The organism is Enterococcus sp. DIV0712, from assembly GCF_050554855.1.
GTDB lineage: Bacteria > Bacillota > Bacilli > Lactobacillales > Enterococcaceae > Enterococcus > Enterococcus faecalis.
This window is the reverse complement of the sequence record NZ_CP187333.1, coordinates 728301-749031: the sequence shown is the minus strand read 5'-3', so window position 1 is coordinate 749031 and position 20731 is coordinate 728301. Positions and strand designations below refer to the sequence as shown.

25 protein-coding genes, 1 tRNA gene, 1 pseudogene and 1 other annotated feature are annotated in these 20731 nt (G+C 36.4%); of the genes and pseudogenes, 6 read left to right on the top strand and 21 right to left on the bottom strand.

Annotated features, from left to right (window positions below; all coding sequences use genetic code 11):
• Positions 1 to 5 precede the first annotated feature (5 nt).
• The 3 genes from rsmH to IGL42_RS03620 all read right to left on the bottom strand — a co-directional run bounded on the left by rsmH (position 6) and on the right by IGL42_RS03620 (position 2087).
• Positions 6 to 962, bottom strand: a complete 957-nt coding sequence (rsmH, locus tag IGL42_RS03630) for a 16S rRNA (cytosine(1402)-N(4))-methyltransferase RsmH (protein WP_010710705.1) — start codon at positions 960 to 962, stop codon at positions 6 to 8.
• A 14-nt stretch (positions 963 to 976) separates the two neighbouring features.
• Positions 977 to 1462, bottom strand: a complete 486-nt coding sequence (mraZ, locus tag IGL42_RS03625; RefSeq protein WP_025191873.1) for a division/cell wall cluster transcriptional repressor MraZ — start codon at positions 1460 to 1462, stop codon at positions 977 to 979.
• 232 nt (positions 1463 to 1694) lie between these two features.
• Positions 1695 to 2087, bottom strand: a complete 393-nt coding sequence (locus IGL42_RS03620) for a DUF3397 domain-containing protein (protein ID WP_002383401.1) — start codon at positions 2085 to 2087, stop codon at positions 1695 to 1697.
• A 244-nt stretch (positions 2088 to 2331) separates the two neighbouring features.
• Here IGL42_RS03620 and IGL42_RS03615 point away from each other — a divergent pair, with 244 nt between their 5' ends.
• Positions 2332 to 3297 (top strand): magnesium transporter CorA family protein, encoded by a 966-nt coding sequence (locus tag IGL42_RS03615; protein ID WP_002402987.1) that lies wholly within the window; start codon positions 2332 to 2334, stop codon positions 3295 to 3297.
• Between the two features lie 67 nt (positions 3298 to 3364).
• On the top strand, positions 3365 to 3475 hold the full coding sequence (locus tag IGL42_RS03610) for a DUF4044 domain-containing protein (RefSeq protein ID WP_002383399.1): 111 nt from the start codon (positions 3365 to 3367) through the stop codon (positions 3473 to 3475).
• 90 nt (positions 3476 to 3565) lie between these two features.
• Here the strand turns inward: IGL42_RS03610 and recN are convergent, their stop codons facing one another.
• The 11 genes from recN to IGL42_RS03555 form a co-directional block, all read right to left on the bottom strand.
• A complete protein-coding gene (gene recN, locus IGL42_RS03605) occupies positions 3566 to 5239 on the bottom strand; it encodes a DNA repair protein RecN (protein WP_002394342.1) in 1674 nt (557 codons plus the stop codon).
• A 17-nt stretch (positions 5240 to 5256) separates the two neighbouring features.
• The gene (locus IGL42_RS03600) at positions 5257 to 5706 is read right to left on the bottom strand and encodes an arginine repressor (protein ID WP_002358881.1); all 450 of its coding nucleotides are present in this window, start codon (positions 5704 to 5706) and stop codon (positions 5257 to 5259) included.
• 138 nt (positions 5707 to 5844) lie between these two features.
• Entirely contained in the window at positions 5845 to 6660 is an 816-nt protein-coding gene (locus IGL42_RS03595) for a TlyA family rRNA (cytidine-2'-O)-methyltransferase (protein ID WP_002364633.1), read from the bottom strand.
• A 13-nt stretch (positions 6661 to 6673) separates the two neighbouring features.
• On the bottom strand, positions 6674 to 7555 hold the full coding sequence (locus tag IGL42_RS03590; protein ID WP_002369880.1) for a polyprenyl synthetase family protein: 882 nt from the start codon (positions 7553 to 7555) through the stop codon (positions 6674 to 6676).
• Positions 7555 to 7785, bottom strand: coding sequence for an exodeoxyribonuclease VII small subunit (locus tag IGL42_RS03585; protein WP_002355878.1), 231 nt, complete (start codon positions 7783 to 7785; stop codon positions 7555 to 7557). The genes IGL42_RS03590 and IGL42_RS03585 overlap by 1 nt, the downstream gene beginning before the upstream one ends.
• A 1-nt stretch (position 7786) precedes the next feature.
• Positions 7787 to 9133, bottom strand: coding sequence for an exodeoxyribonuclease VII large subunit (gene xseA / locus IGL42_RS03580; RefSeq protein WP_002355877.1), 1347 nt, complete (start codon positions 9131 to 9133; stop codon positions 7787 to 7789).
• A gap of 9 nt (positions 9134 to 9142) precedes the next feature.
• A complete protein-coding gene (locus IGL42_RS03575) occupies positions 9143 to 9988 on the bottom strand; it encodes a bifunctional methylenetetrahydrofolate dehydrogenase/methenyltetrahydrofolate cyclohydrolase (RefSeq protein WP_002355876.1) in 846 nt (281 codons plus the stop codon).
• A 103-nt stretch (positions 9989 to 10091) separates the two neighbouring features.
• The gene (nusB, locus tag IGL42_RS03570) at positions 10092 to 10544 is read right to left on the bottom strand and encodes a transcription antitermination factor NusB (RefSeq protein WP_002355875.1); all 453 of its coding nucleotides are present in this window, start codon (positions 10542 to 10544) and stop codon (positions 10092 to 10094) included.
• Positions 10537 to 10968 (bottom strand): Asp23/Gls24 family envelope stress response protein, encoded by a 432-nt coding sequence (locus IGL42_RS03565; RefSeq protein WP_002355874.1) that lies wholly within the window; start codon positions 10966 to 10968, stop codon positions 10537 to 10539. The genes nusB and IGL42_RS03565 overlap by 8 nt, the downstream gene beginning before the upstream one ends.
• A gap of 332 nt (positions 10969 to 11300) precedes the next feature.
• Complete coding sequence (locus IGL42_RS03560; protein ID WP_002355872.1) at positions 11301 to 11621, bottom strand: MazG nucleotide pyrophosphohydrolase domain-containing protein; 321 nt, start codon at positions 11619 to 11621, stop codon at positions 11301 to 11303.
• A gap of 13 nt (positions 11622 to 11634) precedes the next feature.
• Entirely contained in the window at positions 11635 to 12699 is a 1065-nt protein-coding gene (locus tag IGL42_RS03555) for a M24 family metallopeptidase (RefSeq protein ID WP_002391500.1), read from the bottom strand.
• Positions 12700 to 12870: 171 nt separating this feature from the next.
• Between IGL42_RS03555 and IGL42_RS03550 the strand changes: the two genes are divergently transcribed.
• Positions 12871 to 13686: a metallophosphoesterase gene (locus tag IGL42_RS03550; RefSeq protein WP_010710707.1), complete on the top strand. Its 816-nt coding sequence runs from the start codon at positions 12871 to 12873 to the stop codon at positions 13684 to 13686.
• Between the two features lie 70 nt (positions 13687 to 13756).
• Here the strand turns inward: IGL42_RS03550 and psiE are convergent, their stop codons facing one another.
• The 4 genes from psiE to rplU form a co-directional block, all read right to left on the bottom strand.
• Complete coding sequence (gene psiE, locus IGL42_RS03545; protein ID WP_002355869.1) at positions 13757 to 14209, bottom strand: phosphate-starvation-inducible protein PsiE; 453 nt, start codon at positions 14207 to 14209, stop codon at positions 13757 to 13759.
• Between the two features lie 200 nt (positions 14210 to 14409).
• Positions 14410 to 14697 (bottom strand): 50S ribosomal protein L27, encoded by a 288-nt coding sequence (gene rpmA, locus IGL42_RS03540; protein ID WP_002355868.1) that lies wholly within the window; start codon positions 14695 to 14697, stop codon positions 14410 to 14412.
• Positions 14698 to 14709: 12 nt separating this feature from the next.
• Positions 14710 to 15054: a ribosomal-processing cysteine protease Prp gene (locus tag IGL42_RS03535; protein ID WP_010710747.1), complete on the bottom strand. Its 345-nt coding sequence runs from the start codon at positions 15052 to 15054 to the stop codon at positions 14710 to 14712.
• Between the two features lie 32 nt (positions 15055 to 15086).
• A complete protein-coding gene (gene rplU, locus IGL42_RS03530; RefSeq protein WP_002355866.1) occupies positions 15087 to 15395 on the bottom strand; it encodes a 50S ribosomal protein L21 in 309 nt (102 codons plus the stop codon).
• Positions 15396 to 15414: 19 nt separating this feature from the next.
• Positions 15415 to 15490 (bottom strand) — a sequence feature (ribosomal protein L21 leader region).
• Between the two features lie 172 nt (positions 15491 to 15662).
• Between rplU and IGL42_RS03525 the strand changes: the two genes are divergently transcribed.
• Positions 15663 to 15736 (top strand) — tRNA-Arg (locus IGL42_RS03525).
• Positions 15737 to 15823: 87 nt separating this feature from the next.
• On the opposite strand, the gene IGL42_RS03520 is transcribed toward IGL42_RS03525, so the two are convergent.
• From IGL42_RS03520 to IGL42_RS03510, 3 genes and pseudogenes are all read right to left on the bottom strand, one after another.
• The gene (locus IGL42_RS03520) at positions 15824 to 17716 is read right to left on the bottom strand and encodes a TPM domain-containing protein (RefSeq protein ID WP_104842631.1); all 1893 of its coding nucleotides are present in this window, start codon (positions 17714 to 17716) and stop codon (positions 15824 to 15826) included.
• 241 nt (positions 17717 to 17957) lie between these two features.
• Positions 17958 to 18389 carry a VOC family protein gene (locus IGL42_RS03515; protein WP_002368197.1) on the bottom strand — a complete coding sequence of 144 codons (432 nt, stop codon included), beginning with the start codon at positions 18387 to 18389 and terminating at the stop codon, positions 17958 to 17960.
• Between the two features lie 144 nt (positions 18390 to 18533).
• Positions 18534 to 18734, bottom strand: a pseudogene (locus IGL42_RS03510) (MerR family transcriptional regulator); the annotation flags it as partial.
• 499 nt (positions 18735 to 19233) lie between these two features.
• Here IGL42_RS03510 and IGL42_RS03505 point away from each other — a divergent pair.
• The gene (locus IGL42_RS03505; RefSeq protein WP_002385078.1) at positions 19234 to 19875 is read left to right on the top strand and encodes an ATP-binding cassette domain-containing protein; all 642 of its coding nucleotides are present in this window, start codon (positions 19234 to 19236) and stop codon (positions 19873 to 19875) included.
• Between the two features lie 37 nt (positions 19876 to 19912).
• Positions 19913 to 20593, top strand: coding sequence for a peptide ABC transporter permease (locus tag IGL42_RS03500; protein WP_002401553.1), 681 nt, complete (start codon positions 19913 to 19915; stop codon positions 20591 to 20593).
• Positions 20594 to 20731: the final 138 nt, after the last annotated feature.

Genomic DNA, 20731 nt, shown 5'->3' with positions numbered 1-20731 from the left:
TCTCTCTAACTAGATTTTATTTTTTCGGCAATGCGTAACTTCGCACTTCGTGAACGATTATTCTCAGATAACTCACTGTCACTTGGTAAAATTGGTTTTCTGGTAATTACTTTTAATTCTGGTTGAAATTCTTCTGGTACCACTGGAATGCCTGGTGGCAAATCTTGTACCGTACTGTATTCTTTAAACATTGTTTTAACGATACGATCTTCTAACGAATGGAACGTAATCACACTGATTCTGCCATTTTTCGCTAGCAAATCAATTGCTTGTTCTAGCGACTCTTCAACTGCCCCTAATTCATCATTAACGGCAATGCGAATTGCTTGGAAAATTCGTTTTGCGGGATGTCCACCTTTGCGTCTTGCTGGAGCTGGAATCGCCGTCTTAATAATCTCAACGAGTTCACCTGTTGTTTCAATTGGTTGCTTTTCGCGAACACGTTCAATTTCTCGAGCAATCTGTTTCGAAAATTTCTCTTCCCCATAACGAAAGAAAATTTTTACTAACTCACCATAGCTATACGTATTCACCACTTCGCGAGCCGTCAAGGGTGCGTCTTGATCCATGCGCATATCTAAGGGCGCGTCTTGATGATAGCTAAAACCACGTTCTGCTTCATCTAATTGTGGTGACGAAACACCTAAATCGTATAGAATTCCATCAACATGGAACACCCCGTGTTCTGCCAATTCTTCTTTAATATTTCTAAAATTTGATTTGATGAAGGTCACTTGACCTTTGTCTACATATTTCTGCAAACGAGTCTTAGCATGTGCCAACGCTTTTTGGTCTTGATCAAAGGCATATAAATGACCGTGCTCATTCAATTGTGTCAGTAAGTATTCACTATGTCCGGCACCACCGAGTGTGCAATCTACGTATACGCCATCCGGCTTCACTTGTAATCCATCCACTGTTTCTTTTAAAAGAACGGTGTAATGGCGAAATTCTTCAGTCATCATTTGCCTCATTCCTAAAATCCAAAATCAATCATTGTTTCTGCTAATTCATCAAAGTTTTCTTCAGCTTCATCAGAGAATGCATGCCAACGTTTGTCACTCCAAATTTCAATTCGGTTAGAGACGCCGATAACAACACAGCCTTTTTCTAAACTGGCATGTGTTCGTAAATTCGCCGGAATATTGATACGACCTTGCTTATCAATCTCACATTCAGTTGCAGCGGAATAAAAGAATCGCACAAAGGTACGTGCATCTTTCTTAGCTAAGGGCATTTCTTGAAGTTTTGCTTCAAGTTGTGACCATTCATTTAAAGGATAACCAAATAAACAGCCATCCATCCCTCTCGTTACCACAAATTTTTCACCAAGTTCCTCACGAAACTTTGATGGAACGATTAGGCGGCCTTTGGCATCGATATTATGTTGGTATTCACCCATAAGCATAGCCAATACACCCGCTTTTCCACTTGATAGAACAAGTCTACCACATCCCACCACTTTCTACCACTATAAATCTAAAAACTTCTATTTTTTAACTGTTATTTAAAATTTCTGTAATATTTACAGGGTTTTATGTAACAAGCATCATCCAACAAAAAATGTTATTATAACAAGGTTTTTACTATGTTTTTTATCAAATAACCCCAAAATAACAAAAAAACCCCACGGAGTGGGGAGTTGTGGGGGACATTTTCCCACAGCGTATTTCCCCTATTGTCTCCACGCTTTATTACAGTAGATAATGACTGATATTTAGCAAGATAAGCAACACATACAACACAAACGTTAGTAAAAACGTCAACCGCCAAAACATCTTGAAATATCGTCTATATAAAATCTCTCCATAATAATAAGCTTGAAACAGGGCAACAGCGACTCCTAATAACAAAATAGAAATCACAAAATACGGCATAATCGATTCATCATAACTATCTTTGGATAACTCATGGATCCCTATGAATAAAAACGGAATGGCCAAATCCGGTGCTTTTATTTTCCAACGTTCCGTTAGGGAAAAAGTGGACACGAGAAAATTGCACGCAAAGAGCACAATTACCGGAAAAATATACCAAAATAACATTATTGCCGAAAACGACACCATTCTCTCAACAAATCCTTTCATTCCACCTGCTATAACTATACTTCATCAACGTTACACAGATGTTTCATTTCGTTTAAATATATGTGCTAAAAGCCCTTTTTGCTTGCTTTTTCATATAAAAAACGGATTACTTATCAAACCATTTTCAAAACGAGGCCTCACCTATCGCGGCCACTTATTTTTGAATGTTTTTTATAAGCTTTTCTTCTCGTATTGTGTCATACTTCTATTATAATGGATTTAGAACAAAAAATGTTGATTCGGGGTGAATCTTTTGATTAATTATTTATTATTGAAAAATGACTATTTTGAACCTTGTTCACCAGACGATGAAGCCCTAAGTTGGATTTCGGTAGAATCTCCTACAGAAGAAGAAATCGAGCGTCTCGTCAATCAATACCACTTACCAACAGATTATCTTACCGGCGTTTTAGATGATGAAGAAAATGCTCGAGTGGAAGGCTTCCGCCACGAAAAATTACAAACGCCTACATTACTTTTATTTCGTTATCCCAAAGCTAGTATCAGTCCTAGTGGCTATCTGCAAGTAGAAACGGTGCCGATTGCTTTAATCGCAACCATCGATAACAAACTAATTACTGTTAGCAATGGGCCTAACGACATCGTTCATGGGATTCAAAAAGAGGCGTTCACCCATCAAGATCTTTCTATTGAGAAGGCCTTAATTTTAGCCCTTTCATGGAAGATGGCCCTTTCCTTCAATAAAAACTTACAAGCACTTATCCAACAAACCAACAAACTTGAAGGAGAGCTCCAAGTAGCCACAGAAAATAGTCAATTGTATCAGATTATGGACATTCAAAAAAGTCTAGTTTATTTCGAAGCAGCTTTAACGGATAATTTAAAAGTATTAAAACGTTTATATAGCGCTGAAATTTTTAATCATCCAGAAAAACATTTGCCATTTTTAAGGGATATTCTGATTGAACTAGAACAAGGACTGAATACGACTAAAATACAACTAAAATTAGTTGATAACATTAGTAATACTTTTTCAGCAATCGTTTCAAATAACTTAAATAATGTCATGAAAATTTTAACATCCTTAACAATTGTCCTGACCATTCCAACCATCATCGGAGGAATTTACGGCATGAATGTGAAACTCCCTTTTGCAGAGCATGAATATTCCTTTTGGATTATTTTTGCCATCACTACCTTAATCTGCATAATTAGTATTCGAATTTTAAAGAAAAAGAATCTCTTATAACTTTAGGTTGCTGTTTTCAGGAAAAGGTTGTACACTATTAGCAGAAATTAAAAAGGACGTGTCATTTATGAACGACAAAGAACAAAGTCGCTTTTCAAAAATCACGAAAGTCGTGGTTTGGCTAATGCTGATCGCAATTGTAGGTTCAACTGTTTTAACAGCAATTCTTAGTCTTTAAACTGGAGAACTTTTTCACACATTAAAAGTAAAAAAACAGTCCCTTCTATCAATTGAAGGGGCTGTTTTTTTACTTGCTCAAATAGAGCGGCTATTTTTTCGCCATCGCCAACAGCTCTTGTGCATGTTCAATGGTTAATTTCGTAATTTCACTTCCTGCGAGCATACGTGCAATTTCGTTTACTCGCTCTTTTTCAGATAAAATTCGGACGCTTGTTTCTGTCCGACCCGCCACAATTTCTTTTTCAATAAAATAATGTTCATCAGCAACGGCTGCCACTTGTGGCAAGTGCGTGATACACAACACCTGCGAATTTTCTGAAATTTGATAAATTTTATCGGCAATCGCCTGTGCTACCCGGCCACTGACTCCTGTATCCACTTCATCAAAAACAATACTAGTGATCCCTTGCGTTTGAGAAAAGATTGTTTTCATAGCCAACATCACTCGCGAAAGTTCTCCGCCAGAAGCCACCCGAACTAACGGTTTTAATGGTTCCCCTGGGTTAGTAGTAATATAAAATTCTACTCCGTCTAAGCCATTTTCTTGTAAATGCTCAAGTTCTGTAAAGCGGACTTCAAATTCCGTTCGCTCCAAATATAGTTCTTTTAATTCGGTTAAAATTTGTTGTTCGAGCTCTTTGGCTAGGCGCTTTCGTTCTTTTCGCAAAGCTAACGCTTGTTGATGAGCCGCTTGTTGTTTCTCTGCAAGCAACGCTTCTAAGTCACCTGTACCGCCTTCCAAAAAATCAGCCTCTGCTAACTCTTTGGTAATTTCTTCATAGTAAGATAAAATCGTTTCGATCGAATCACCATATTTACGTTTCATTTGACGGATTAATTCCAAACGATTTTCTACTTCATTCAAGCGGCCTTCATCTAGTTCTAAGCCATCAATCAACCTAGAAAGATCTCCACTAGCTTCTTGTAGTAAGTAGTAGGCATTTTGAACAGTATCTGACAATGATTTATATTCTGGATCAAGGGATTCAATCGAAGCGAGTTCATTCATACTTGTTCCGATTTTATCCAAACTACTATCGTCTTCACCATTTAGCGCGGCATAACTAATCGTCAGTGCATCAGCAATCTTTTGAAAATTGTTCAGTTTATTGCGTTCTTCTAACAATTGTTCTTCTTCGCCAGCGACTAACTGTGCACTAGCAATTTCATCACTTTGAAAATGAAGCATGTCCATTCTTTGGGCAAATTCTTTTTCATTTTTTTGTCGCTTTCTGACTTTGGCTTCGAGTGCGCGATACTCTTGATACGCCTGTGTATATTTTTCTTTGACTGCTAAAAGTTTTTTCCCACCAAATTCATCTAACATATCAATATGGCGTTCACTTTGCATCAATTCTTGATGTTCGTTTTGGCCATGAATATCTACTAAATATTCCCCAATTCTTTTTAAATTAGTAATGTTGACAATCCGTCCGTTGACACGGCAAACATTTTTACCAGAAGCGGAAATATCTCGTTGAATCACTAAAGAATCTTCTTCTGTTTCAATACCTAATTCTTCTAATAATTTCTTTAATTCTTGACTTTTCGGCATTGAAAAAAGTCCTTCTAAGGTGCATTTATTTGCTCCTTGACGAATATAGTCACTGGATCCACGTCCGCCTGTGAGTAATCCCATTGCATCAATAATGATGGATTTCCCCGCACCCGTTTCTCCCGTTAAAACGGTCATACCCATTTGAAACTCTAATTGTAGCGAAGAGATAATCGCAAAATTTTTCACGGAAAGTTCTTGTAACATCTTGTTCACCTCATTCTTTATAGATAGCTTAACAGCTCTTTATGAAGTTTTTCTGCCGCCTCCTCAGTTCGTGCAATCATGAGGACACTATCATCATCGTTGATGACGGCAAAAAGTTTCTCTTGGTAATTCTTTTCGATTAAACTACCACACGCCGCCGCATTGCCAGGAATGGTTCGTAATACGACATATTTTTCCATTTGTTCTGCAGCTACAAAGGCATCTTTTAAAAGCTTTGCAAGTTTAGCACTCGTATTAGCTTGTGTTTCTAATGGAAGGCTATATCGATAACCCCCTTCTGCAGAAGGAACTTTGATCAGTTTCATATCTTTAATATCGCGAGAAATTGTTGCTTGTGTTACAGCTACGCCCTTTTCTTGTAAGTAGTTGACAAAATCTTCTTGCTTTTGAATATTTTTTTCAGTCAATAAACGTGTAATTAAACGGTGTCTATCTTGCTTTCTCATGGCGCCGCTCTCCTTTTCAGTTTACTCTTGCCCTCATCATAGCTTATTTTTATGCATTTTAAAAGATGAATTACTAGATTTATACAAAAAAGAAGCTTTCACCTATAGGTGTCCACTTCTTTCTTCTAACTTTTCTCATCATTCCGCTAATTTTTGATGCGCATGCGCGACAACTTCTTCAATGGATTCTGGCGCTTGATAGGATCCTTCCCCTTCAACAGAAACTAAATGTGCCAAAAATTCAATGTTTCCTTCGCCACCAGTGATTGGTGAAAAATCTAAGTTTTTCACATCATAACCGTTATTCATGGCAAAGCGTGTAATTTCCTCCACAACCATTTGATGGGTTTCTGGATCACGCACGATTCCTTTTTTCCCAACAAACTCTTTGCCAGCTTCGAATTGTGGCTTAATTAACGCCACCACACTACCGCCTTTTTTCAAAATATCATGAAGAGGTGGCAAAATTAAGCGTAATGAAATAAAGGAAACATCAATCGTTGCAATATCCGGCACCCCTTCGGTGAAATCTTCAGGTTTACTATAGCGAAAATTGGTACGTTCCATTACCACCACGCGTTCATCTTGCCGAATTTTCCATGCTAGTTGGTTATAGCCAACATCTAAAGCGTAACTCAAACGAGCCCCATTTTGTAAAGCAACATCGGTAAAACCACCTGTGGAGGAACCAATATCTAACATTGTTTTGCCTTGAACGTTGATTGCAAAAACATTTAGTGCCTTCTCTAGTTTTAAGCCCCCACGAGAAACATAAGGCATTACTTGGCCCTTAGTATGTAAGGGTGTCTCCACAGAAATTTTTTCCCCTGGTTTATCTAAACGTTCATTTTTATCATTGTAAACCAAACCAGCCATCACGCTGCGTTTGGCTTTTTCTCGTGTTTCAAATAGTCCTTGATTAAACGCCAAGACATCGACGCGTTCTTTTTTCATAAGTGCCTTCTTTCTATCTCAATTGTAACTGAGTTAACAAGTTTGCTAAATGTTCTTCTGAAAAGTTGGGAACATTTGCTTTGATTTTTTCTAAAACAGCGCTGCCTTCTGCTAATTGATGTGTTAGCGCATCTTTCGCGCCAGCAATCCCTAGAAGAGCTGGATACGTACTTTTATTCAACGCTTCATCTCGGCCTACTTTTTTACCTAAATCTGCTTCTGTACTTGTGGCATCTAATAAGTCATCACGAATTTGAAAAGCCAAGCCATAGTGATGCGCAAACTGTGTCAGTAAACCAATGACTTCTTCTGTTTGATTGGCTAATACGCCCCCAGCAATTAAGGCGAATTCAATTAGCGCTCCGGTTTTCTTTTCATGAACAGCCGCTAACTCTTCTAAAGTCAAGCTGACTTTTTCTCCTTCAATATCACCCATTTGGCCGGCAACCATGCCTTGATTCCCCGCTGCCTTTGCCAGTTTTTGCATCAGTAAAACTTTTTCACTTAAGCCTAATTGACTCAAAGAAAGTAACTGAAATGCACCTGTTAATAAGCCGTCCCCTGCTAAAATAGCAGTCGCTTCACCAAACACTTTATGATTGGTTGGTTTGCCACGACGTAAATCATCATCGTCCATTGCTGGTAAATCATCATGAATTAATGAATACGTATGAATCATCTCTAAAGAGGCAGCCACTTGATAGTCTTGTGTTTCCATCTCTTTTTGAAAAGCGGCCACTGTTGTTAACACTAATAGCGGGCGTAATCGTTTGCCACCTGCGTGTATTGAGTAGAGCATTGCTTCTTTCAAACGCTCATTTTCAGTATATTCTGCGATAAAATCGACCATGACTTTTTCAACCAACGGTAAATGCTGTTGACTAAAATTCGTCATTACGCTTCCTCGCTCTCTTCAAAAACAATTTCTTCATTGTTTTCTGTCATCATTTTCGTTAAAGTTTTTTCCGCTTTTTCCAATGTATCTTGACATTGTTTACTTAATGCCATGCCCTCTTGAAAGGCAGCTAAGGCTTCTTCCAAAGGAACATCTCCTCGTTCTAAGCGCTGAACGATTTCTTCTAAGGCATTTAATGATTCTTCAAACGTTTTTTCTTTTGCTGGCATGTTAAAACTCCTCTTTTTTCGCTGTTATTGTTTCGACGTTTGCTTGAACTGTACCGTCAGCATAATGAATCGTTAATTGATCTGCTGGCTGTAACTCGGTAACAGTTTTAACGACACGGTCCTCTTTTGTAGTATAACTATATCCTCGACCCATAATTTTGAGTGGGCTGAGTAAGTCTAATTGTTGAACAGCAGACGTGAATTGCTTTTGTTTGTTTAGGAACAATTGTGTCATTTGTGTTTGCAAGTTTCGTTGTAAAAATGCCAATTGTTGCTGACTTTCTCTTAATTGTCCCTTTGGTGTCTGTTGTTGCAATTGAGCGATAATTCCTTGGGCTTGACGTTGTTTTTGGTGATGAATCGTTGTCATTGCTTGGAAAAGACGTTGCGTCATTCGATCTAATTTAATCGTTTGACCTTCATAAAGCCGCTCAGGTTGCTTAAACACATAAGAATTTTGTAGTCGTTGGAAACGTTCTGTTCGTTGTTGTAAGAGATATAAAAAGCTTTGTTCTAAACGACTACGCCGTTCACTAATTCTTAATAGTTCTTCATTTAAAACTGGTACCGCTAGTTCCGCTGCTGCCGTTGGCGTTGCTGCACGAACATCTGCTACCATATCGGCAATTGTCACATCTGTTTCGTGACCAACCGATGAAATAATCGGTGTGGTGGCAGCATGAATGGCCCGAGCCACTTTTTCTTCATTAAATGGCCATAAATCCTCGATTGAACCACCGCCACGGCCGATGATCATCGTATCAAAATCGCCTTGCGCATCGGCTCGCTGAATGTTCCGCACAATGTCATCCGCCGCCTGCTCGCCTTGAACCAAGGTTGGAAAAAGGACCAGTTGTGCAATCGGATACCGTCTTTTGACTGTCGTAATGATATCCCGAATAACAGCACCACTAGGACTTGTAACCACAGCGATTCGTTTGGGATAACGAGGCAACTGTTGTTTAGGCCCTTCAAAAAGTCCTTCTTTTCCTAGTTTTTCTCTTAATTCTGCCAATGCTTGATAAAGTGCACCTACACCATCTGGTTCCATATGTTCAATATAAATTTGATAGGAGCCGCTGTTTTCATAAAGCGAAATCCGCCCCACCACCATGACTTTCATGCCTTCTTTTGGTTGAAACTTCAATTTTTGAAAGGCTGATTTAAACATAATTGCAGAAATCTTCGCATGGTCATCTTTTAAACTGAAGTACTGATGCGCGTTCGCTCGGAAGCGAAAGTTCGAAATTTCACCTGTTAAATAGACACGTCCTAAGTAAGGGTCTGCATCAAATTTACGTTTTAAATACTTCGTTAAGGCTGTTACTGTTAAATATTGTTGCGTCATTTTTTCACCTTACTTTTGTTTTTTTGCTGCCTCGACTGTTTGATACATTAACATGGTAATCGTCATTGGGCCAACACCTTTGGGAACCGGCGTGATATAGCTTGCAATTTCAGAAACTTCATCGAATGCTACATCACCAATCAGTTTTCCTTCTTGATTGCGATTCATACCCACATCAATCACTACCGCACCTGGTTTCACGAACTCTTTGGTGACAAAATGCCCGCGTCCAATTGCTACAACTAAAATATCCGCTTCTTTTGCAACTTCTGCTAAATGTTCAGTTTTAGAATGGGCAATCGTCACGGTCGCATTTTTCATTAACAATAATTGTGCCATTGGCTTGCCAACAATATTGCTTCGACCAATAACCACCGCACGTTTACCTGTTAAATCAATATCATAGGCTTCAAACATCTTCATAATTCCATACGGCGTGCAAGGAATCATTTCAGGTTTGCCTACAAACAAACGGCCTAAATTCATTGGATGGAACCCATCTACATCTTTTTTGGGATCAATCGCTAATAAAATCTTTTCTTCATCAATATGTTTTGGCAAAGGTAGTTGTACAAGAATGCCATGAAAGCGTGAATCTTGATTATATTTGTCAATCTCAGCCAATAATTCTTCTTCTGAAATAGTTTCTGGCAGTTTTTCGACCTTTGACAGAATGCCAATTTTGGCTGCTGCACGTTCTTTATTTCTCACATACGTTTGGCTGGCAGGATTTTCCCCAACTAATAAAACAACTAATCCTGGTTGGATGCCTTGTTGTGTCATCTTTTCTACATCTTTTTGAATCTCTGCTTGCATTTGATCTGCTAATTCACGACCGTTAATTACTGTACTCATTCCTTCGCTCCCTCTATTGTTTCTTTACTTCTTTAATAGTATTTATTTTAGCATATAACCCAGTATCTTAACACCAGTTAGATAGTAAAAAAAGATTCAGAGCTTACGCCTCTGAATCAATTTCTTTCATTACATTTGATAACACACCATTAACAAATTTACGTGAACGGTCGTCGCTGTATTTTTTACTTAACTCAACGGCTTCATTTAATGCCACAATGTTTGGCACATCTGAAACGTATAGCATTTCAAAAATAGCTAAACGTAAAATAACAATATCTATTTTTGCTAAGCGTTGCATAGACCAGTTATTACCTAAATGGTTCGTAATCACTTCGTCTAGTTCTGCTTTGCGGCTACACACACCGCCGACAAGTAAATCTAAATACGTAGGGACTAGGTCTTCGCCATCTTCACTGACGATTTCCCGATTATCATAAGCCAATGCATAATCAATGGCATCTTGTTTGGTTAAATCAGCATTAAAATCTAAAGGAAAAAGGGCTTGGAGCGCTTTTTCACGAATCTCGTGACGGGTTAATTCTGTTTTACTCATTCTCTTCTCCATCTTCATCTTCTGGGAATAATTCATTTAAGTCTGGTTGAGGGATTTTTTCAGGTACTACCGCTACAACATGAATATTTACTTCAACTAAATCAATATCTGTCATAAATAAGACTTGTTGTTTCACACGGTCTTGCATTTCTAATGCAACTTTTGGCACAGAAACACCGTAGTTCAAGTAACAATAGATATCGACTTTTAAGCCTTCTTCTTCTGTTCGTAAATATACACCTTTGCCGTGTGCTGCACGGCCTAATAATTCATTCACATTATTGGCAAACGTGCCACGCATCCCATAAACGCCCTCTACTTTTGAAGCAGCGATTCCGATAATTACTTCAATGACTTCAGGAGCGATCACGATTTCTCCTAAAGAATCGTTTGCATTGATTACAAGATTTTTTTCTTCTGACATTTGGTTGTCCTCCTTATCTATTACGCACAAAATCGTTAAATAAACGATTTATTTGATGAATCACTAAGTCTCTTAAGGATTCTCTTTTAAGCAACGGATGATTCTTAAAAATTAAAACAACACTGGTTTCTTCAGTTAGTTGTGAAAGAACGTCCAAATTTTGCTTATCAATACTCGTTCTTAGTTTATCATTAATTAGCCTATTTCGCTACCAGAAAAGCTAAGTTCTGACTAAAAGAACAGATAATTTCTTGTCATAAATTTCTAATTCAAGCCTTTAGACGTAAAAATAAGAAAGACCAAGTAATTTTGGCTTTCTTATTTTTACGTCTTTATTCTTCAGGATAACGTTCCATTAGTTTCGTCCGATGCTTTTGCATAATCATTTCTAAAGAGATGTCATATTTATCGGCTAAAATAAATAAATTATCCAACACATCGCCTAACTCTTCCGTTAAATTTTCCAGATTCTCTTCATCCGCCAAAACTGTTTCATCCGGTCGATCACGGCCAATTTCAATTGTCCGAATGGCCCGACAAACTTCGCCGACTTCTTCTGTTAAAAAGTTGGAACGAATAAACGGATCATATTGATACCAGTTACGTTTTTTATAAAACGCACTAATAAACCGCTGATACTCTTGGATATCCATGTTCTCCCAACCTTTATAAAATGATTAATTCTTTTGGCGCGTGTGTCAATACACGATTACCTTCAGCAGTAATCAATAAATCGTCCTCAATACGCACGCCACCAATTCCTGGCAAATAAATTCCAGGTTCGTCCGTAATCACATTCCCTGGTACAAACTGTTTATCTGCTCGGAATGAAACATTTGGTCCTTCATGAATTTCTAACCCAATGCCATGACCAGTGCTGTGACCAAACGCATCGCCATAGCCATAGGAAGCAATATGATCCCGTGCAATCGCATCTAATTGAATGCCCGTCAACCCAGGTTTAGCTTCTGCTAACACTTTTAATTGTGCTTCTAAAACAATGTCATAAATTTCTTTTAGTTTTGGCTGAATACTACCAATGGCAAATGTCCGTGTCATATCAGAAACATAGCCTTCATAATAACAACCGAAATCTAAAGTGATTAACTCACCTTTTTCGATGACTTTATGGCTAGCAACACCATGTGGCATCGCCGAACGTAGACCGCTGGCCACAATTGTCTCAAAAGAAACACCACTGGCTCCTTTTGACCGCATGAAGAAATCTAATTGATTAGCCACTTCAATCTCTGTCATTCCAGGTTTAATCATCTCTAAGACAAAGGCAAATCCTTGATCCGCGATGGCACACGCTTTTTCAATAATCGCTACTTCTTCTTCATCTTTCACTTCTCTTAATTCTTCAATCAAACCCATTACAGGAACTAATTCACATGGTAAAATTTCTTCCAATAAGCTATAATCAGCGAAACTAACTTGCGTTTCTTCAAAAGCTAAATTATCTAATTGCAAACGTTCAGCTAAATCTGCTACTTCGTCAAAAATATGTCCTGTGTTTTTAACGATAGTAAAACCAGTTGCTTGTTCCGCAGCTTGTTCCGTATAACGAAAATCCGTTACAAAAAAAGCTTTATCTAATGTAATCATTGCCAAGCCCGTTGTCCCAGTAAAATTGGTTAAATAACGTAAATTATACGGACTTGTCACTAAAAATCCTTGTAAATTATTTTCTTTCATTAACTCCCGTAGCTTTTCGACTCTTGCCATCATTGGTTCGACCTTCTTTCTTTTTTCTCATTTTTCATTATAGCAAATTTACTTCAGAAAAGCATGAATCACCAAAAAACTTCATCGAGAAAGTTTACTGAAAATTTTACCTTTCCTTATTTTTTACTTAACACTTTTGTAGTAAACTAATTTAGCGACTTCAAGGAGGAAATTATGAACGTTTATTTATTTCTGGCACTATTTTTCATTATTATCGGCATTTTAAGCTATAGTTTTTTTATTGAACCTAACTGCTTAGTCATACACAAAAATCAAATTAAAGTAACAGAATCAGGGAAAACCTTACGGATTGTTCAACTCTCTGATATTCATTTAAAAAAGAATTATTCTGTGAAGGCCTTAAAACAGATTGTTGAAAAAACAAATACATTACAACCAGACATAGTCGTTTTTACAGGAGACTTGTTCGACGATTATGCCCGTTTCGGTATCGAAATTCAGGATGAAGTGAGTCAACTTTTCCGTAAAATTAACGCCCCTTATGGCAAATTCGCTATTTATGGCAACCACGAGTATAGCGGGTTAGATACCAATTTTTACGAAACAATCTTAGAAGCTGCCGGCTTTACCGTACTAAAAAACACGGGCAAATTACTGCCTGTCTCACACCGTATCTCCTTGTACGTCGCTGGTTTAGAAGATTCGTTATATGGACAAACCGACTTAGCTGCAGCTTTAGTCAACCGCCCTACTGGAACGCCCACTCTGCTACTAACCCATGAGCCAGATGTCGCAGACTCAGCAGTCAACAAAAACATTGACCTCATTTTAGCAGGACATAGTCACGGCGGACAGATTCGCTTACCTTTTTTCACTTACAAAAATCAGCTTGCCAAAAAATATACACATGGGCTTTATCATTTAGAAGATGAAACGCCGCTAATTGTTCACCCAGGAATCGGAACCACTAAAATCAGCGCACGCTTCGGTGTCTTACCAACAATTGAACTGATTGAGTTAACTATTTAACTATGCATTAAAAAGACCGCCCCACGTTAGAGAAAAATTCTCACATTGGACGGTCTTTGATTATGTTCGATTAATGATGAAAATCTTGCTCGTGATCTTCTTCTACTTTCGCTTTTCCTAGCGTATAAAATTTGCTGCCATTTAACCCGAGAATAAATAGCACAACCACTAGTAAAAGAATTGATAAAGATAACAATAAGGTCTGCAAGCCATCGCCATGTGCAACCATTAATTGACGTAAAATTGCGGTTAAACAAATTAAAATCAAATAACGAATCGGAATATGGTGTCCTTCTTGAATATAGCGAAGAATCATCATAATAAACTCAAATAACATAAAGAATGAAATAATTTCTTGCATGATAACTGAAAAATTATCCGGCGTCATTGGCTTCATGAGATATGTAGCGAGGTCAACTAAATAACTAGCCATAAATACTAATAAGAAAACTCCTAAAATCCCTAATACAATATCCAAAATCAAATTCACGTACTTCTTTACTACACTAAAATTCTTCTGCATAATACCCTTCTTTCTTTTGACTCAATTATTTTATAACATGCTTGTTATTACATTAAATATATCATCAATTAACCTTGTCAGACAAGCAGTTAAACCCAATGTGAGATTTTTTTTATTTTGAGATGTTTCTTTATTTTCCGGCTAACCCTTTATGCAAGACAAAAAAAAGCTGAATCCGGAGATTCAGCTTTTTAATCATATTAGTTAGCTACTGGATAAACTGATACTTGTTTTTTGTCGCGGCCTTTACGTTCGAAACGTACCACACCGTCAACTTTTGCAAATAACGTATCGTCGCCACCGATTCCAACGTTCACACCTGGATAAATTTTAGTTCCGCGTTGACGGTATAAAATTGAACCACCTGTAACTGTTTGGCCATCAGCACTTTTAGCGCCTAATCGTTTAGATTCAGAGTCACGGCCGTTTGATGTAGAACCGCCACCTTTTTTATGGGCAAATAATTGTAAATTCATAGTCAATAACATAGTCTGCACCTCCTATTTCTCAGTGATTGTTTTTATTTGAATAAATTCAGTATTTTCGTTCTCTATTGATTGTAAACCTAATAAAAGATTTTCTAATAGAATTTGGGCAATATTTTTTTGTTCCTGATTGACAGTTGTTAACATCTCGACATAAAGGTAGCCACCTTCTACATAATCAACTTCGACAATCGGTTCAAAACCTGCTAAGGCATCAATCCCATTGACTGTGCTAATTGCTAAGGCAGAAACTGCCGCGCAAACCACATCGCTGCCATAAGGACCTGCTTCAGCATGCCCGGTTAATTCGAATGAAACGATTCGGCCGGAGCCTGTTCGTTTAAAAGAACCTTTAATCATTGATAGGCCTTCTTTCCTGTCAACAAGAGAGATTAAGCGTTGATTGCTTCGATCATAACTTTTGTATACGGTTGACGGTGACCTTGTTTACGGTGAGAGTGTTTTTTAGGTTTGTATTGGAAAGTCACGACTTTCTTTTGTTTGCCGTGTTTTTCAACAGTTCCTTCAACAGTTGCGCCTGCAACAGTTGGCGCACCAACTTTTGTAGATTCGCCACCTACTAAGATAACTTCGTCAAAAACAACTTTCTCGCCAGCCTCAACGTTTAATTTTTCAACGTAGATTGCTTGACCTACTTCAACTTTCACTTGTTTACCACCAGTTTTGATAATTGCGTACATGCTATACAGCACCTCCTTCTTCTAGACTTAGACTCGCCATCCCAAGTGATGATTACTCATGCTTAAAAACTTGTTCTGTGCGGTTGTAGCTGTGGAGACCACAATTACAACACTAACTATAATAACAGAACCAGAAAACCTCGTCAATATAAACTCTCTATTTTCTTCACTTTCTCTCTCCAAAAAAACTTCTTCTGTTATTTAAATTTCCGATTGACTTTCTAACACTACTTCCATTATAATTAGCTTTGTTGTGTTACAACTATTGTCATAGTAGCTCAGCAGGATAGAGCATCCGCCTTCTAAGCGGACGGTCGGGGGTTCGAATCCCTCCTGTGACGTAACGATAACAAAAGCGCCTCTTAGAAACCTTGGTTTCTAAGAGGCGCTTTTGTTATCCCAAGTTCATCCTAACCTAGTTTAACTTTCTACCAACTTGAAATACCTCCACCTCCGCCAAAACTCCCACCTCCGAAACCGTCACCGGAGCCATCATCAGAAGAACCCTCGTTGCTTGTAACCCACCAATCATGACGATTCGCATACATACTGGTCTTTTTTAGTTGCCTGTCAGAACGTGAACTTGCTAGAAATTTAGCAATAGACACATTTCCATAAGCAAAACGCATATCATAGTATTCAGGATACGTAGTCTTAATAAATCTTATCGGATAGAAGGATTTTGAAGCTTTTTTGTTGGTAATATTTTTTTCTCTAATTTTTTTCCGCAATAATTTTTTTTCAATTTTATATTGCTGGTTGTCTAAATCGTTTGCTAATTGTTTTAATGATTTTGATTTTTCTGAACTTACTTGCTGGATATCTTTTAAAAACCTACGGATCATAGAATCCAGGTGCAATCTATTTTGTAAGCCAACACCTATTGATTTTATATAACCAAATAAGAAAAAGACCGGAATCAAAAAATAGACCAGACTAACCATGGGTACTAAAGAGTCTTCGTCTTCTAAAAATGTCAGAATCTCTGTGATTAGTGTGAAAACTGTCGAAGGAAACGACTGCTCTGATAAACTAACTTGAACATAAATAATCAGAGTCACGGATACCAAAAAAGGATGTTTTAATAAAATCGAAAGAGGAAACAAAATAATTTTTAGGTAAGCAGGTATTAAGTTATCATTAATTCCACTAATCCGACACGCAGGCAGTTTCGTTTCTGGAACTTTTTCCCAATATACTTCACCTATCCAAAAACGCGGTAAGTAGATCCATGGTTGATTCACCTTCCAAAAACAAGCACACATAGAAGAGCTTCTTAAATCTTTCCACTGTGCAACATAATTATAAATAAATTTCTTTGGTGTCACCTCGCCAAAGGCAAAATCCATATCATAGTATGCGGGAATTATTATCTCTTTTTTCGAATTTTCAGGATATAAAATATTTTTCTCCAAACGCGCCTTGGCAGCTTTAAATTCAACTGATTTTTCTCCTAAAACAATTGCCTTAGAGGAAATACCGCCATTATAAAACATAGCTACATCTTCCTTGTAGCGATTTGCCATGTCAACTAGAGCCAAGCGGGCACTAAGTTCTTTTCCCGCATTACGTAATTCCCATAAAAAATACAACATAACAATAATAAAAACTATAATTAGCCAGGGCTTTAACGACCTTCCTATTCCTAATAAATATAACCAAATTTTCTGCAAAAAACTAATCTTAGGTAGCGAGGTCGTTTTAGACATAGTATCAGTAGTAAGTAGTTCATTAATTCGAGTGGTGACAATATGTATTCCTGCATTAAAATCCTTTAATTTATAAAAATCTTTCACGGTACTATCTGTTATTTCATCGGTTAAACTATCTGGGATTATCTCTTCAAGCCCATAGCCTACTTCAAGTCTTGCTTGCCTGTCTTTCACAGATACTAAGTAAATCACTCCATTATTATAAAGTTTATTTCCGATACCTAATTTATTACCTATTTGATTAGTAAAACTTTCAATCGTTTCATTTTCAGGAACTTGCTCAACTGTGATAACCATTAGTTGTGGTTTCGTTTCCGTCTTACTAAGTTCTTGATTAATTTTTTGTACATTATTAATGACTTCTTCGTTCAAAATTTGTGCATTATCTGAAACAAAAAGATGATTTTGATTAATTTTTACTACGACATCGTCTGTTGGAGCTGAATAAGTCCTTTCAAATCGTTTTAAGAAACTCATTCCCAAATAGATCCCTATTAAAAGAACAGCTAGATAAACTAAATTCTTCATTACAATACTTTTTACTTTTATTTTTCGATACTCCCCCACGCTAATTTGTAATTCTATCCCTACTTTATTTTTCCCATACACTGATTTTTTCTCCCTTCCACTCCTACCGAATGTTCTAGCTCTGATTTTCCACAGAGCTAAATAAATTTTTTTGTATTAAAAATTTATTTTCTTAATAGTTAGTATACCGAATATAGACGTTCAAATCTCTATCTTTTTAACTAATTTCTGCTAACACGCATAAAAAAGAACGTAACGCTTAGTTGACAAACGTTACGTTCTTTTCAGATAACTAGTTAAACAAACACAAGAATATTGATTTTTACAGCTCGTTTTCTAAAATCTCAATCCGCTCATCAAAACTCAACTCTTGATAGATTTGGTGGAGCATCCACATGTACCCATACGGATCAATAAACAATGAATTTTTGAGCGCTCCTTCCATCATTTCAGTAATAGGCTGTACTTCTTGACAACCGTTTTCCATTGCCAGTTGATGTGTCTCTTCAATATTTTCTACTGTTATATTAAACCAGATAGTATTGGGATGTTCTTGGGTTGGTGATTTTAAACCATATTCTTCATTGGCATCTAACATGTGAAACCTCGTGCCATAAAGTTGAAAAACCGCTTCATTCATTCCGACAGGGTACTCAGTTGCTTCTACTACCTCTATTTCAAACACCTTTTTATATAAGGCAAGCGCCTTAAGGCTATCACTAACAATAAAATCGATTTCTGTCCCTTTAATCATTTGTTTTTCCTCCTTCAAAGCTACTAACTGTTGATTAATTTTTTTAATCTTTTGCTCCTCCATTTGAATTAAATGTCGCGATTGATCTCGTTTTCTTAACAAAATAGTTTCCAAAAAAGAAGCATCCTTAAGTTTTCTCAAAGTTTCTGCCATCTCTTCAACTTTAAACCCTGAATCTCTTAACAGTAAAATTTGTTTCAATAAAGGAATTTGATGTGCGCTATAATAGCGATATCCTGTTTTTTTATCAATTTCATTTGGAACAAAAATTCCTGCTTTTTCATAATGACGCAGCATCCGTGGGGAAATATCCATTAACTTGGCAAATTGCCCAATTTGATACATAGAGTCTCCTTTTCATTCAATTGATATTCTTATCATAAACCTTGACACCATGTGAAAGTCAATGAAAAAGTTTCTATTCATACATTTCTATTTTATTTGAATATTCCCGTGATCTTTCTCTTGTTATTTTCTAAAAATCTCCTTTACATTTACCAAAACAGTTGATACGATTAGTATACCTTCTTAAAATTAGAATTTTATAATCTTTAATTTACTAAAAGGTAATCAAAATGAAATTATCTAACCATTAACTTTATTCAGGTCATCAATCTCTTATTTTTGAAAAATAAAATACTCGACAGTTCATTCATTTTTTTTTCATATGCGTTGTTATGGAATCTAGTTCCTGTGTTAAACTCTGATGGTTATAAAGTTTTAAACACGTTATTCAGTGTAGATGAATTAGAAAATAAAAGAAAAAATCACTTGATTGTAAAGCTAATACAAGCAATTAGTTTGTTATTGGTCATTGAAACAGTCATTAGTTGGTTTGTGTGAGGTGACTAAGTTGTTAGAACTAAATGATTACACATTGAAAATAAATAATAAATTACTTTTAGAACATACAAAAGTTTCATTTAGAAAAGGGGTGATTAATCATATCTTAGGGAAAAACGGTGTAGGGAAATCACAATTTGCTAAGGATTTATTGTTAAACCGGAGTGGTTTAATCCCTTCTGAAATAAGTAAAAATGTTACGATTATTTCAAGCTTTTCTAATGTCCCTAATGATTTAAAAGTCTGCGAATTATTTATTCTTCTAGAGAAAAGATTTGGTTTAGATTCAGTCGCACACTTGGCTCATTCTTTGCACGCTACAAATATTTCTAAAACTTCCTTAATTGGACAATTAAGTGATGGACAAAAACAAAAACTAAAATTACTTTCTTTTTTTCTGGAAGATAAATCAATTATTGTATTAGATGAAATTACCAACGCCTTAGATAAACAGACAATTAATGAAATCTATCTATTTCTACTTGCATATATAAAAAATCATCCTAAAAAAATTATTCTAAACATCACACACAATTTATCAGATTTAAAAAATTTAAAAGGCAACTATTACTTAATTGAAGATTTCAAAATGATTCGTTTTACTAATCAAACTGAAGTTATTCAGAAGTATATTGAGGGGTGAAATTTTGGAATTAAAAAAAACGATTTCCAACAAAATAATGATTATTTTAATTGCAATTATCGTTGCAATCTTTGCAATGGGATGGATTCTACCTATTGGCATCGATAAAGTAACTAGGTTAAGTTACCGAGAATACTTATTTAGTACATATACTGTATTTACACAATTTGGCTTTCTAATGTTTTCGTTTCTAGTATCTTTCTTTATTAATAAAGAGTACTCAGGAAAAACAATTTTATTTTATCGTATGATGAATACCAATAGCCTTACTTTTTATATAAAAAAAGTTTTGACACTTACGGTAGAGACCCTAGGCAGTATTCTAGTTCTGTTATTTATCGTTTCCTTTATTTTTATGGATTTTTCTGTAATTCTGCAAATGTTTTTTTTATTATCGATGATTTCAATTCAGTATATTTTAATTGTTGCGTTGATCAGTTTTTTATCTGCTAACGTTCTTTTATCTATCGGTTTTAGCATACTCTATTGGATTACAACAGTACTTTTTGTTGCAATTGGTGGATTTTTACGTTTTTTTGCAATATTTGATGCTTCAAACGAATTATATCTAAACGTCCAGAATTTTTTAGAAGGCTCAGAAAACTCAATTAGTTTTGACCACAATTTATTAATTATCTTGTATATTATAGTTCTAACAGTCATCGCGCTGGCTATTGCAAGGGTAAATAATAAACGTTGGCTAAGACTAGGAGTATAAACGACACCCACTTCGCAGATAGGATTCATCTACTTATTCGAGACAATAGATTAAATCAAATAAAATACAACTAGTTGAAACTAAAAAAGCATCAATTTTGATACGCCCCAAACTGATATTTTTCTAAACTTTGGGGCG